Raw genomic sequence first — 13,955 nt, 5'->3', positions numbered from 1 at the left:
CCGATCGACCCTGACGTACTTCCCCAACGCCAGGTGCGCTCGGGCGGGGACCCCGCCTCACCGCAGTGTTGTTCTCCGGCGTGTCTCGGTTCGTCCAGCTCATCACGACGTATCCGCCACCCGGCCGTGGCGTCGTCGTCAGACATGCGACACCGGGGAGGAGGCGCAGTGAACGAACGTCAGCACGGTGAACACGGTCACGTGCCGGTGATGGCCGAGCGGATGTTCGATCTCCTGGCACCAGCACTGACCCGGACCGACTCCGACGGCACGGGCGCGGTCCTCGTCGACGGAACCCTCGGAGCGGGCGGTCACACCGAGTACTTCCTCACCCGTCTGCCAGGGCTCGTCGTGCACGCCATCGATCGCGACACATCGGCCATCGGCATCGCGAGTGAACGACTCGCCGGGTTCGGCGACCGTGTGTTCTTCCACCATGCTCGCTACGACGAGATCGACGATGTCGTGGCGCGAGCCGGATTGTCGACCGTGGACGGTGTCCTGCTAGACCTCGGTGTCTCGTCGATGCAGCTCGACCGCACTGATCGCGGCTTCGCGTACTCGGTCGACGCGCCGCTCGACATGCGGATGAACTCGGACGACGACCTGACCGCCGCGGACATCCTCAACACCTACGAGCACGGCGCGTTGGCGCGAGTGCTCAGTGAGTACGGCGAGGAGCGCTTTGCGGGGAAGATCGCGTCGGCGGTCCTCCGTGAGCGTGCGATCGAGCCGTTCACCACGAGCGGCAGACTTGTCGAGCTGCTCTACGCGACCATCCCGGCCGCGACGCGCAGGACCGGCGGGCATCCCGCCAAGCGGACGTTCCAGGCCTTGCGCATCGAGGTGAACCACGAACTCGACTCGCTCCGGGGCGTGATCCCTGCGTCGTTGGACGTACTCGCGGTCGGCGGACGTCTCGCGGTGATGAGCTACCAGTCCCTCGAGGACCGGATCGTCAAACGAGACTTCGCCCAAGCCGTCCGCAACACCACACCCGCCGGGCTTCCGGTGGATCTTCCGGGCACGGCCGCCCGGTTCGCACTCGTCACACGGGGAGCGGAACAGGCCGACGCGACCGAGCGCGAAGCGAACCCGCGGTCTGCGCCGGTACGCATCCGCGCGATCGAACGCGTGGCAGAAGACGAAGGGGGCACACGGTGAGCACACTGCTCGACGACCGTAAGACTGGTCCCGAGCGTTCGGCGGGGGTCGGCGCTCGGACCGAGAAGGCACGAGGCGAACGCCGTCCACGGAGGACCCGCGGCACCGCGACGGTCGAGCGAGCGAATCGGTCGAAGGCCGCGCAACGCGCGTTGGACCGGCGCGAGCGTCGCATCGGGCCGGTCGGGCCGAGCGGTGGGATCACCAGTCGCCGAATCGCCGGCGTCCCGCTGGTGTTCCCGGTTCTGCTCCTGATCGTCGGGGCGCTCGGCCTCACCCTGTACCTGACGACGAAGTCGGCCCAGGACTCGTATGCGCTTGACGCGCTGCGCAGTGAGAACCAGTCGCTGTCCGACCGCCGCGACGATCTGCAGCGCACGTTCGACAAGGCCGACGCTGCACCTGAACTCGCAGCGAAGGCAGCCGAGCAGGGCATGGTGCCGGCTGACGGGGCTCTGCAGGTGACCGTCGGCGAAAGCGGATCGAAGAAGGTCCGCGGTACGGCGACTCCGGCAGACGGCAAACCGCTACCGGCTCTGAACCCGGAGCCCAACCCGGTCGCAAAGATCGATGCGGACAAGGTCGACGACTCGCAGGGACTCGGCACGACGGGCACCACGTTGACCGAACCCACGTCCACCGACCGTGCGACGGCCCCGACATCGTCGACGCCCGCGCCGAATGTGGTTCCCCGGTCTGCCGCCACGCCGAGGCCGAATACCGCACGTGCACGCTGACCGGGTGGAGAATCGACAATCATGACCCGATCCAGTTCCCGCTCCGTGCGCCCGCCGGCGTCCAGGCCGGGCGCACGATCGAGTGCGGGCAGTCGGCTGCCGACCCCGCCGCCGGTGGACGACTCCCGGATCGACGAACTCGACTCGGCTCCGTCGCCTCGATTCATCGGCAGGCAGCGCATCGTCGGAGTTCTCGTGGCCGCCGCTCTGGTGCTCGTCACAGGCCGAATGGTGTACGTCAACGTGATCGCAGCGGACGACATCTCGGCGCTCGCCGCCCAGCAACGTTCTGTGACGATGCAGTTGCCCGCGACTCGCGGGTCCATCGTCGACCGCAACGGGCGACTCCTGGCGCACACCGACGACGCGCGGGCCCTGACCTTCCAGCCGAAGGCCGTCCGCGCGTCGATCGACACCGAGCACAAGAAGAACAACGCCGTGCCCGACGTCCCGACGCGACTCAAGGAGATCTCCGCGGGCGTGTCCGAGATGCTCGGCGGCAGCATCAGCCAGGAGGACCTGCTCACGCGGTTGACGTCCGACAAGGACTTCGTCTACCTCGCGCGCGCCATCACCCCCGAACTCGCGAAGTCCATCCAGGACAAGTTTCCGGAGGTCGGAGCCGAGAAGCAGAGCATCCGGGTGTACCCGGGCGGATCCCTTGCAGCCAACGTCGTCGGCGACGTGAACTACGACGGCAACGGGCTGATCGGTCTCGAATCGTCGCTCGAGCCCGTGTTGGCAGGTACCAACGGCACCGAGACGTTCGACCAGGGCCGTGACGGTGTGATGATTCCGGGCAGCAAACGGAACGTCCATCCCGCGAAGGACGGCGAGACCGTCCACTTGACTCTCGACTCCGACGTCCAGTGGTTTGTGCAGAGCCAGGTCAACATGGCGAAGAAGGCGTCCGGCGCGAACAACGTGTCGGTGGTCGTCATGGACAGTCGGACCGGGGAAGTCCTCGCGATGGCCAACGACGGCACCTTCGACGCGTCGAAGCCTCTCGACGAGCAGAAGGGCGCCGACCTGGGCAACCGGTCGGTGACGTCGCCGTTCGAGCCCGGATCGGTCAATAAGATCGTGACCGCCGCCGCGGCTCTCGAATACGGCGTGACCAATCCCGACGAGGTGCTGCAGGTTCCCGGATCGATCAAGATGTCGGGCATCACGGTGAACGACGCCTGGGCCCACGGCACGGCTCCGTACACGACGACCGGAGTGTTCGGCAAGTCGTCGAACGTCGGCACCCTCATGCTCGCGCAGCGGGTCGGGGAGCGGCGTTTCGCCGACATGCTGCAGCGTTTCGGGCTGGGCGCGATGACGGGGGTCGGCCTGCCGGGCGAGAGCCCCGGCGACGTTCCGGCGCTCAGTCAATGGTCCGGTGGCTCGTTCGCAAACCTCCCGATCGGCCAGGGTCTGTCGATGACGCTGCTGCAGATGACCTCGATGTATCAGGCGATCGCCAACGGCGGTGTCCGGATTCCGCCGCGCATCATCACCGGCGGTGAGAAGCCCGACTCGGTGCGGGTGGTCTCTCCCAAGACGGCCGACACGGTCCGAGACATGTTCCGCGCCGTGATGCAGAACGACGACGACGGCAATCAGCAGGGGACCGGCGCGAAAGGCGCCATCGCCGGCTACCAGACGTCGGGCAAGACCGGAACCGCTCAGCAGGTGGACCCGGCCTGCAACTGCTACTCGAAGTCCAGCTACAACATCACCTTCGCCGGGATCGCTCCGGCTGACGACCCGCGGTACGTCGTCGGCATCATGATGGACAACCCGGTTCGCAGCTCGGACGGCTCGGGCGGTCAGTCGGCGGCGCCGCTGTTCGCCACGATCGGCGCGTGGCTGCTGCAGCACGAGCGCGTGCCGTACTCGGCCCAGCCCGCACCGCGTCTGCGCCTGCAGGCCTGACCGGTTCTGTCGGACGGCCACGGTAGATTCATCTGTCGAGAACGCGCACGATCGATCTGTCGTGCGCGGAGCACCACAGGAAGAGGTCTTCGAGTGAGCACAGGAGCGGACGCCCCGCGCAACGGGTTCCGACCGGCCACCGAGCCGGTGCTGTTGTCGCAGCTCGGAGCGCTGTCCGGTGCATCGCTCGACGGCCCGGACGTCCAGGTCTCCGGGATCACGCTGCGCGCGCAGGCCGCCGGTGCGGGAGACGTGTTCGCGGCGATGGCGGGGACCAGGACGCACGGCGCGACCTACGTGAGTCAGGCGGAGGCGGCGGGGGCCGTAGCGGTGTTCACCGACCCGGCAGGCCTCGAGACGGTCCGCGGGGTCGGTTCGACGCTTCCGGTGCTCGTCCACCCTGAGCCGCGCAGTGTGCTCGGTGCAGTGTCAGCGCGCGTGTACGGGGACCCGTCGTCGAAACTGACTCTCATCGGCATCACCGGGACGTCAGGCAAGACCACAACGTCGTATCTGGCGGAGGCGGCGCTGCGTGCGGCGGGCAAGAGCGTCGGACTCGTCGGGACGACGGGATCGAGGATCGACGGTGAGCCGATCCCGAGCGACCTCACCACGCCCGAAGCGCCCGACCTCCAGCGGCTGCTCGCGGTGATGCTCGAACGCGGCGCGGACGCCGTCGTGATGGAGGTGTCGAGTCACGCGCTGTCCCTCGGTCGCGTCGACGGCTGCCGATTCGCGGTCGGCGCGTTCACCAACCTGTCGCAGGATCACCTCGACTACCACAAGACGATGGACGAGTACTTCGATGCGAAGGCACGGCTGTTCGCATCAGATTCGCCCAATCGCGCGGCGCGCACGGTGATCTGCGTCGACGACGAGTGGGGTGCGCGGATGGCCCGGATAGCGTCCGACGGCGGTCACCCGACAGTCACCGTGTCGACCGGGGAGACGCCCGGCGACTGGCATGTCTCGGCAGTGGTCAGCGACGTGCAGGGGAGCCAGCGGGTGTCCGCTGTGGGCCCGGACGGCGCGGCCCACGACATCCTCGTCCCGCTTCCCGGCGCCTACAACGTCGCGAACGCCCTCGTCGCGCTCGCCACCGTCGACGCAGCCGGTGTCGACGTGAACGTCGCGATCGAGGGGCTCGCCCACGTGGCCGTGCCCGGACGTGTCGAGAAGGTCGATCGCGGGCAGGACTTCCTCGCAGTCGTCGACTACGCGCACAAGCCGGCTGCCGTCGAAGCGGTGCTCGCGACCCTCGCCGCGGACACAGACGGGCGCATCGCCGTCGTCCTGGGTGCGGGTGGGGACCGCGACACCGAGAAGCGTCCCCTGATGGGTGCGGCCGCCGTGCGAGCGGCCGATCTGGTGATCGTCACTGATGACAATCCGCGGTCGGAGGATCCGTCGACGATCCGCGCGGCAGTCGTCGCTGGGGCGGAAGGAGTGCCTGCCGCCCAGCGCAGAGCGTCGGACGTTCGGGAGATCGGTGATCGCCGGGCGGCGATCACCGCTGCCGTCGAGTGGGCACGGTCCGGCGACGTGGTCCTGGTCGCGGGCAAGGGACACGAGACCGGGCAGGAGATCAACGGGGTGAAGCATCCCTTCGACGACCGCACCGTGCTCGGCGAAGCGCTCGAAGCGATCTCCGGCGACGCCTTGCTGCACGTTCTGGTCGCCGAGTCCGGAGCCGATGTGCCCGCGGCCAAGCGGTTGCTTCGCGAGATGGTGGCGGTCGCCGCGGACGCGGGCGCCGGCAGCGCTCACCGCTCCGGTGACTCGGCTCGAACGTGGGCGGTGTTCGGCGAGCTCGCCGACGCCGACGGAGCCGACGACAACAGCCGGGCGGTGGACCACGACGGGTTGGGTCGACAGGCAGTCCGCGTCGCAGTGGACAAGATCATCGCGGTCGGCGAGTCACGTGTGGTCCGGGCCCTCCATCAGGGGGCGGTCATGGAGGGGTCGTGGGGCGACGAGGCCGCATTCGTCGGGACACCGGCGGAGGCCGTCGACCACATGCGCACCGCGCCGGGCTACCGGCCGGGACCGGGCGACGTGGTGGTGGTCGCCGGACCGGACGACCTCGCACCCGCACTGATCGATTTCTGGCAGAACGAGCTCCACCTGCAGGTTCGTCGCGTCCAAGTGTGACGTCCGACGCGCGACCGCCTACCGGGTGCCCTCATTCAGGGCCTTCACAGGCTAGATTCAGTAGTCAAAGTTCTCTCGACGAGTGAGGATTCATCAGCTGTGACCCAGATTCTGATCGCCGGAGCGATCTCGCTGGCGGTGTCGATTCTGTTGACCCCCGTGCTGATCAAGGTGTTCTCCCGCCAGGGATTCGGCCAGGAGATTCGCGACGAGGGCCCCGAGAGCCACAAGGCCAAGCGCGGCACCCCGTCCATGGGTGGCGTCGCCATCATCACCGCGCTGTGGGCCGGTTACCTCGGCGCCCACCTCGTCGGCCTGATCGGCAACGGGCAGGGGCCGAGCGCTTCTGGACTGCTGGTGCTCGGGCTCGCGACCGCACTGGGTCTTGTCGGCTTCCTCGACGACTTCATCAAGATCCGCAAGCAGCGCAATCTCGGTCTGAACAAGACTGCGAAGTCGGTCGGCCAGTTCCTCGCCGCAATCATCTTCGGCATCCTCCTGCTGCAGTTCCGCAACGGCGCCGAATTGACGCCCGCGAGCGAGCACCTCTCGTACGCGCGCGACATCAACGTCATCTCGTTGACCGCGGTCGGCTTCGTGTTCTTCTGCTGGCTGGTGGTGGCGGCGTGGTCGAACGCGGTCAACTTCACTGACGGCCTCGACGGCCTCGCCGCGGGATCGGCCGCGATGGTGATGGGCTCGTATGTCCTCATCACGTTCTGGCAGTTCCGCCAGTCGTGCGAGCTGCTCGGCGTGTCCGACGACAAGGCGGGCTGCTACCAGGTCCGTGACCCCCTCGACCTCGCGGTCGTCGCAGTCGCGGCAGGCGGCGCGTGCCTCGGTTTCCTCTGGTGGAACGCCGCTCCCGCGAAGATCTTCATGGGTGACACGGGCTCCTTGGCTCTCGGCGGTCTGATCGCGGGACTGTCGATCACCACGAAGACAGAGCTTCTCGCCGTTGTCCTGGGCGCACTGTTCGTCGCCGAGATCATCTCGGTGGTCGTCCAGATCGCGTTCTTCCAGACGACCGGCAAGCGCGTGTTCCGCATGGCGCCGTTCCACCATCACTTCGAGTTGGGCGGTTGGGCCGAGACGACGGTCATCATCAGGTTCTGGCTCCTCACCGCCATCGCCTGTGCGCTCGGCTTTACGTTGTTCTACGGCGAGTTCCTCTCGCTGCAGAGCTGACGAACCGATGAGTGCGCAGCCGTCGGAACTGAACCTCGCGGGCAAGCGTGTCCTGGTCGCCGGGGCACGGGCGACCGGTCTCGCGGTGCTGAATCTGCTCGACGAGCAGAACGCCCGGGTCACCATGCTCGACACCAAGTTCGCCCACGGCGGGACCGATCCCGACCTCGCCGGGCGCGGTGTCGCAATGGTCGGCCCCGATGCGTTCGACGTCGCCGGCGTGGTCAGTGCGCCGCCGGACATCGACTTGATCGTCGTGTCGCCCGGTTTCCGGCCGGACGATGCGTTGCTGGTGGCCGCGGCCGCTGCGGGCATTCCGGTGTGGGGCGACGTCGAACTGGCGTGGCGCGCCGATCAGGCCGGCATGTACGGCCCGCCGCGCACCTGGCTCGTGATCACCGGCACCAACGGCAAGACCACCACCACGTCCATGGCGGAGGCGATCGTCGAAGCCTCGGATCGGGCAGTCCTCGCGTGCGGCAACATCGGGCTGACTGTCGCCGATGCGCTCCGCGCGACGCCACGGGCCGACATCCTGTGTGTCGAGATGTCGTCGTTCCAGCTGCACTGGGCGCCATCGGTGCGCCCGGCGGCAGGTGTGGTGCTCAACGTCGCCGACGATCATCTCGATTGGCACGGGTCGTTCGATGCGTACGCCGCCGCAAAACAGCAGGCGTTGCTCGGCGACGTGGCGGTCGTCGGTCTCGATGACGCCGTCGCCTCGGGTCTCCCGGCAGGGGAGCAGTCCCGGCGCATCGGCTTCACGCTGGCCGTGCCGCAGACGGGCCAGCTCGGCGTCGTGGACGGAATGCTCGTCGACAATGCGTTCGCCGCCGTCGCAGTGCCGCTCATCGCCGTCGATCGCATCCGGCCCGCAGGTCCGTCCGGGCTGTTCGACGCGTTGGCCGCGGCTGCCGTCACCCGTGCGATCGGGATCGATCCGGAGGCCGTCGAGCGCGGTCTGATCGGCTTCTCGCCCGCAGCGCACCGTGGCCAGATCGTTGCGCGGATCAACACGACCGCGTTCGTCGACGACTCGAAGGCCACGAACCCGCACGCCGCGCAGGCTGCGGTGTCGGGCTATGAGCGAGTGGTGCTCATCGCAGGCGGCCTGCTGAAAGGCGCACCGGTCGACGACCTGATCGCACACAACAAGCGACGTTTCGCGGGAATCGTCGCGATTGGCACGGATCGCGACATCATTGTGGACGCGATTGCGCGACACGCCCCAGAAGTCCCAGCAGTCACAGTATTCACAAGGGACGATGGTTCGGTGATGACTCAGCGGACTGATGGCGGTATTTCGGCCATCGCAGCGACCGGTGCTTCGAGCGCCGACGCGGTGATGGCGCAGGCGGTATCGGCCGCCTGGCAGTTGGCAGAGGCAGAACAGGCGGACTCCGGTCGTGCCGTGGACGCGGTGCTGTTGGCGCCCGCGGCCGCGTCGCTCGACATGTTCGCCAGTTACGGCGCGCGGGGCGATTCGTTCGCGACCGCATCGCTGGCCCTCGCCGACTCCGTCGTAAACCGATGAGCAGTCGAGACCGGAGGGACGGCCGTGATCGTCGAGATCGGCGTCGAAAGCGCTCGACCACGGCCGAGCCTGGCGTCTCGACGAACGCCGAGGAGAAAGACCACACGCCCGTCGACTCCGAAACGGAGGCGGACGCCCCGGCCTCACCGGCAGTCGACGACGGTTCGAACGGGCCGTCGGCTCCGGACATCCTCGATGCCGACGCCGCCGCCGACGGGGATTCGGCTGACGACGGCCGCGCTCAGGAGTCGCCACGGCGACTGAACCTGTCGATGTCCTCGTTCGACGTCCGTGCAGTGATCGGCACCGTGCGGCAGGGCGTCGGCAATCTTGTCGGCCGACCGTTGACGTCGTTCCACATGGTGCTGTCGCTGACGGTGATCCTGACAGTTCTCGGCCTCCTGATGGTGCTGTCGGCGTCGTCGGTGGACGGATACTCGAAAGACGGTTCGGCGTACGGGATGTTCACGACGCAGGCGATGTTCGTCGCGCTCGGCTTCGTGGGCTTCTACCTGGCGATGCGAGTGTCGCCCGCCGCCTTGCAGCGGCTCTCGTTCCCACTGGTCCTCGTCTCCTTGTTCCTGCTCATCATGGTGATGATCCCCGGCGTCGGCGTGCAGGGCGGTGGAGCGAAACGGTGGATCGAGATCGGCGGGCTCACTCTTCAGCCGTCCGAGGTCGCGAAGGTCGCACTGTGTCTCTGGGGCGCGAGCATTCTCGCCCATAAGCGACCCGGTGGGACTTTCAGCAAGGAACTCCTCCTCCCGCTGCTGCCGGTCGCCGCGGTGATGGCGTTCCTCGTGGCCATCCAGCCGAACCAGTCGACCATGATGATCCTGGTCATGATCGTGGGCGTTCTCCTCGTCTTCGCCGGGCTGCCGGGGCGGATCGTCGCGTCGTTCGCGTTCTTCGGCGCCATCGGGTTCGTCGCCTTCGCCTTTGTCGAGGAGTACCGCGCTGCTCGAGTGTTCAGCTTCCTCGGCGGTGCGCAGGACGTACTCGGCGGGGGCTACCAGGCGAATCAAGCCAAATTCGCTCTCGCCGACGGCGGGATCTTCGGCAAGGGACTCGGTCAGGGCACTGCGAAGTGGAACTACCTTCCCAACGCGCACAACGACTTCATCTTCGCCATCATCGGCGAAGAGCTCGGGCTGATCGGGGCGCTCAGCGTCGTCATCCTGTACGTCCTGCTCGGCTGGGTGGGAATGCGGATCGCACGACGTTCGGCGGACCCGTTCCTCCGACTGCTGTCGGTGACGATCACCGTGCTGTTCCTCGCGCAGGCGTTCATCAACATCGGCTACGTGATCGGTCTGCTGCCCGTCACCGGCATCCAGTTGCCGATCCTCTCGTACGGCGGCACGTCGGCGTTGACGATGCTCGCGATGCTCGGGCTGCTCGCGAACGCCGCGCGCCACGAACCCGCCGCCGTCACCGCGCTGACTCGGCCGAAGCCGAAGGGCCTCGCGCGGCTCCTGCGTCTGCCGGTTCCGCAGGCCTACAAACCTCCACGCGCCGCCGTGAGCAGGAGTCGCCGCGAGCGACGCCGCCCGGCGCCGTCGGCTGACCGCCGCCGACCGGCGCCCGCCCGGTCGTCTCGAGTCCGGCGTCCCGCCGCAGGCAGCGGGTCGACGTCTGTCCGGTCCGGCGAGATCCACTATCCTGGCAGCCAGCCGGGAGCGTTCCGACGTGAACAGCCGCGCCAGCCTCGGTCGGCTGCGGCGAGAGCGGAACGATCACGACGCAGCGGCGCAGACACGTCGTCGCGAGCACGGCCGACGAGGCGGAACGAAGGGGAGACCAGGCGCCGGTGAGCAAGAACAGAGAGACCGGCAGGCCGCTGTCCGTCGTCGTGGCCGGCGGCGGCACGGCGGGACACATCGAGCCTGCACTCGCCGTCGCCGATGCAGTCCGTCAGCTCGACCCGACGGCGCGGATCACGGCACTCGGCACCACCCGTGGACTGGAGACGAAGATCGTCCCGGAACGCGGATACGACTTGAAGTTGATCCCGCCCGTGCCGCTGCCCCGCAAGCCAGGTCTGGAACTGGCCAAGACACCGTGGCGTGTTCTGCGTTCTGTTCGCGCGACCCGCAAGGTGTTCGCGGAGGTCGACGCCGATGTGGTCGTCGGCTTCGGCGGCTACGTGGCCCTGCCGGCCTATCTCGCAGCTCGGTCGACGTTCCGCGGATCGTCTCGACTGCCGGTGGTGATCCACGAGGCCAACGCGAGTGCGGGTGTCGCCAACAAGGTGGGCGCCAAGGTCGCCGATCGTGTCCTCGCGGCCGTGCCCGACTGCGGGCTCGCAGGTGCAGAGGTCGTCGGCATCCCCGTCCGGGGAGCGATCACCGGCCTCGATCGGCCCGCCGTCCGTGCACAGGCCCGCCAGTTCTTCGGGCTGGACGCGGATGCGCCCACGCTGCTGGTGTTCGGCGGCTCGCAAGGCGCACAGCGTCTCAATGAGGCGGTAGCGCCCGCCGCAGGCGCCCTGGGCGACGCCGGAGTGGGAGTGCTCCATGCGTACGGACCCAAGAACTCGATCAGTCCGGTCTCGCCCGAGGGCGCACCGGCCTACGTCGGCATCAGTTACCTGAACCGGATGGACCTCGCCTACGCCGCTGCTGACCTGGTGATGTGTCGGTCGGGTGCGATGACGGTCGCCGAGATCTCAGCGGCCGGACTGCCTGCCGTGTACGTTCCGCTGCCGCACGGCAACGGCGAACAGCGACTCAATGCGCTGCCCGTCGAGAAGGCCGGCGGATGCCTGATCGTCGACAACGACGACGTGACGCCGGAGTGGGTCGCCGAGCAGATCCCGGCATTGATCACCGACGCGGATCGGCTGGCCACGATGGGAGCGGCCGCGGCATCGGTCGGTCACCGCGACGCGGCCGTCGCCGTCGCCACCGCAGCACTGGAACTCGCGACCGAGAGAAGAATCCGATGAGCGCGCCGTCGCCGCAGCTGCCCGAACAGCTCGCCCGTGTACACATGGTCGGCATCGGCGGCGCCGGGATGTCCGGACTGGCCCGCATCCTCCTCGCGCGGGGCGGAAGCGTGTCGGGTTCGGATGCCAAGGACTCCCGTGGGATTCTTGCGCTCCGAACGCGCGGCGCCCAGGTCACGGTGGGTCACGACCCGTCTGCGCTGGATGTCCTGGACGGCGGTCCGACAGTTGTCGTGACCACCCACGCCGCGATCCCCAAGGACAATCCGGAACTCGTCGAGGCGCGCAGGCGCGGGATTCCGATCCTGTACCGCCCGCAGGTTCTCGCGCTCCTGATGGAGGGGCACCGGACCCTGTTGATCTCCGGCACACACGGGAAGACGTCGACAACGTCGATGTCGGTCGTCGCGCTGCAGCACTGCGGCAGCGACCCGTCGTTCGCGGTCGGTGGTGAGCTCAACGAGTCGGGCACCAATGCGCACCACGGCAGCGGTGGAGTGTTCGTGGCAGAGGCCGATGAGAGCGACGGCTCGCTGCTCGAGTACACCCCGGACATCGTCGTGGTCACCAACATCGAAGTGGATCACCTCGACTTCTTCGGCACCGAACAGGCGTACGTCGAGGTCTTCGACAAGTTCGTCGCGCTGATCCGTCCCGGTGGCGTCCTGGTGCTGTGCCTCGACGATCCCGGTTCGGCTGCGCTCGGCGGACGTGTCGCCTCCACGCTGACCGATCGAGGAGTCACAGTGCTGGGATACGGCGCGGGTGACCACGCCGGCTCGGCGCCGGATGTGCCGCTGGTGGCCGAACTCCTCGAGGTGACTCCGCGTGGGGCGGGCAGTACCACGGCGGTCCGACTCTCGCCGCCGGTCGCACCGACCGTGATGGAGAGGTCGCTGGACGTGACCCTGCCGGGGCGGCACATGGCGCTCAATGCGCTCGGTGCGCTCGTGGCGTGTGTGAGCACCGGCCAACCGGTCGATGCCGTGGCTGACGGGATCGAGAGTTTCGGCGGCGTGCACCGGCGGTTCGAGTTCCGCGGCCGCGAGCGGGAGGTCGACGTCTATGACGACTACGCACACCATCCGACCGAAGTCCGCGCTGTGCTGTCGGCGGCGCGCGACGTGGTCCGGCACGGATCGGGTCGTGTGATCGCCGTCTTCCAGCCGCATCTGTACTCGCGCACTGCCGAGTTCGCCGCTCAGTTCGCCGAGGCGCTCAGTCTCGCCGATGAAGTGCTCGTCGCTGATGTGTACGGCGCTCGCGAAGCGCCGCAACCCGGAGTGAGCGGCCTGCTGATCTCCGACGCGGTGACGGCGCCGTCCGAGTTCGTGCCGAACATGTCTGCGATCCCCGGCGCCGTGGCCGCGCGTGCACGACGTGGCGATCTGGTTCTGACCATCGGAGCCGGCGACATCACGATGCAGGCGGCGTCGATCCTGTCGGCGCTGGCAGAACAGTAATGGCCGACGGCGACGAGCGTCGTCGACGCCGACGTCGAGGTTCCGACCGCGACAGCGGTCGGCGACCGAGCAAGGCGACCGTGATTCTGGTGATCCTCGGTGTGCTCGGACTTGTCGGGGGAGCAGTCGCGGTCGCGTACTATTCGCCTCTGATGTCGGTTCGTTCGGTCGATGTGGTCGGGACCGCGGCCGTCGACCGCAACGAGGTGCTGCGCCTGGCGAACGCACCCCAGGGCGTCCCCCTTCTCCAGGTCGACACCGGTGCGATCGCGGATCGGATCGCGGTGCTGCCCGCGGTCGAGGAGGTCAAGGTGGAGCGAAGCTATCCGTCCACGCTGACGATCGAGGTCACTGAGCGGACGCCGGTAGCCACTCTCGATTGGCAGGGCGGAATCGGCGTGATGGACCGCCTCGGAATGGTCTACCTGACCTTCGCCGACCGGAAAGCGGTGCCGAAGACGTTCGCTCGACTGCCGATTCTGGCGGTTCCGAATCCCGGATCGAAGGATCCGGCGACACTGGCGGCGCTGACGGTCGCGCAGGAGTTGCCGGAGTGGCTCCGGTCTCGGACGACGACGATCGAAGCGTCGTCGCCGGCCGACATCACCCTCATCATGGCGTCGAAGCGTCGCGTGATCTGGGGTGATGCAGAACGGACCGACGACAAGGCCGAGGCGCTGCAGAGTGCGTTGAAGGTGAATGGGGACACCTACAACGTGTCGAGTCCGGAGTTTCCCGCGGTGAGCTGAGATTTCGCAGCGAACAATCTGCGACACGCCCACGTGCCTTACCCGGCACATCTGTACGCAATCAATACCGTTGTCATCAAGCGTTACGTACTTGACATAACT

10 protein-coding genes are annotated in these 13,955 nt (G+C 67.9%); all 10 read left to right on the top strand.

What is annotated here, in order from left to right; genetic code table 11:
* Positions 1 to 144 precede the first annotated feature (144 nt).
* The 10 genes from rsmH to GM1_RS03705 all read left to right on the top strand — a co-directional run bounded on the left by rsmH (position 145) and on the right by GM1_RS03705 (position 13,853).
* Positions 145 to 1,164, top strand: coding sequence for a 16S rRNA (cytosine(1402)-N(4))-methyltransferase RsmH (gene rsmH / locus GM1_RS03750; protein WP_040519480.1), 1,020 nt, complete (start codon positions 145 to 147; stop codon positions 1,162 to 1,164).
* Positions 1,161 to 1,901, top strand: coding sequence for a cell division protein FtsL (gene ftsL / locus GM1_RS03745; RefSeq protein WP_008376754.1), 741 nt, complete (start codon positions 1,161 to 1,163; stop codon positions 1,899 to 1,901). The genes rsmH and ftsL overlap by 4 nt, the downstream gene beginning before the upstream one ends.
* Positions 1,902 to 1,922: 21 nt before the next feature.
* Positions 1,923 to 3,821 carry a peptidoglycan D,D-transpeptidase FtsI family protein gene (locus tag GM1_RS03740; RefSeq protein ID WP_040519441.1) on the top strand — a complete coding sequence of 633 codons (1,899 nt, stop codon included), beginning with the start codon at positions 1,923 to 1,925 and terminating at the stop codon, positions 3,819 to 3,821.
* 93 nt (positions 3,822 to 3,914) lie between these two features.
* On the top strand, positions 3,915 to 5,972 hold the full coding sequence (locus GM1_RS03735) for a UDP-N-acetylmuramoyl-L-alanyl-D-glutamate--2,6-diaminopimelate ligase (RefSeq protein ID WP_008376751.1): 2,058 nt from the start codon (positions 3,915 to 3,917) through the stop codon (positions 5,970 to 5,972).
* Between the two features lie 99 nt (positions 5,973 to 6,071).
* A complete protein-coding gene (gene mraY, locus GM1_RS03730; protein ID WP_008376750.1) occupies positions 6,072 to 7,160 on the top strand; it encodes a phospho-N-acetylmuramoyl-pentapeptide-transferase in 1,089 nt (362 codons plus the stop codon).
* Between the two features lie 7 nt (positions 7,161 to 7,167).
* On the top strand, positions 7,168 to 8,694 hold the full coding sequence (gene murD / locus GM1_RS03725) for a UDP-N-acetylmuramoyl-L-alanine--D-glutamate ligase (RefSeq protein ID WP_008376749.1): 1,527 nt from the start codon (positions 7,168 to 7,170) through the stop codon (positions 8,692 to 8,694).
* Entirely contained in the window at positions 8,691 to 10,508 is a 1,818-nt protein-coding gene (gene ftsW / locus GM1_RS03720; RefSeq protein WP_157435790.1) for a putative lipid II flippase FtsW, read from the top strand. Before murD ends, ftsW begins: the two co-directional genes overlap by 4 nt.
* Positions 10,505 to 11,641, top strand: a complete 1,137-nt coding sequence (gene murG, locus GM1_RS03715; protein ID WP_008376747.1) for an undecaprenyldiphospho-muramoylpentapeptide beta-N-acetylglucosaminyltransferase — start codon at positions 10,505 to 10,507, stop codon at positions 11,639 to 11,641. Before ftsW ends, murG begins: the two co-directional genes overlap by 4 nt.
* Positions 11,638 to 13,104 (top strand): UDP-N-acetylmuramate--L-alanine ligase, encoded by a 1,467-nt coding sequence (gene murC / locus GM1_RS03710; RefSeq protein WP_008376746.1) that lies wholly within the window; start codon positions 11,638 to 11,640, stop codon positions 13,102 to 13,104. Before murG ends, murC begins: the two co-directional genes overlap by 4 nt.
* Positions 13,104 to 13,853, top strand: a complete 750-nt coding sequence (locus GM1_RS03705) for a cell division protein FtsQ/DivIB (protein WP_081604224.1) — start codon at positions 13,104 to 13,106, stop codon at positions 13,851 to 13,853. The genes murC and GM1_RS03705 overlap by 1 nt, the downstream gene beginning before the upstream one ends.
* Positions 13,854 to 13,955: the final 102 nt, after the last annotated feature.

The organism is Gordonia malaquae NBRC 108250, assembly GCF_000344135.1.
Taxonomy (GTDB): Bacteria; Actinomycetota; Actinomycetes; order Mycobacteriales; family Mycobacteriaceae; genus Gordonia; species Gordonia malaquae.
The sequence above is the reverse complement of the archived record's forward strand: the minus strand, read 5'-3'. Positions and strand labels throughout refer to the sequence as shown.

What these genes read in the sequence shown, in the direction of transcription:
- rsmH (WP_040519480.1), top strand. Translation starts at nt 145, where the DNA reads ATGCGACACCGGGGAGGAGGCGCAGTGAACGAACGTCAGCACGGTGAA.
- GM1_RS03740 (WP_040519441.1), top strand. Translation starts at nt 1,923, where the DNA reads ATGACCCGATCCAGTTCCCGCTCCGTGCGCCCGCCGGCGTCCAGGCCG.
- murD (WP_008376749.1), top strand. Translation starts at nt 7,168, where the DNA reads ATGAGTGCGCAGCCGTCGGAACTGAACCTCGCGGGCAAGCGTGTCCTG.
- ftsW (WP_157435790.1), top strand. Translation starts at nt 8,691, where the DNA reads ATGAGCAGTCGAGACCGGAGGGACGGCCGTGATCGTCGAGATCGGCGT.
- murC (WP_008376746.1), top strand. Translation starts at nt 11,638, where the DNA reads ATGAGCGCGCCGTCGCCGCAGCTGCCCGAACAGCTCGCCCGTGTACAC.
- GM1_RS03705 (WP_081604224.1), top strand. Translation starts at nt 13,104, where the DNA reads ATGGCCGACGGCGACGAGCGTCGTCGACGCCGACGTCGAGGTTCCGAC.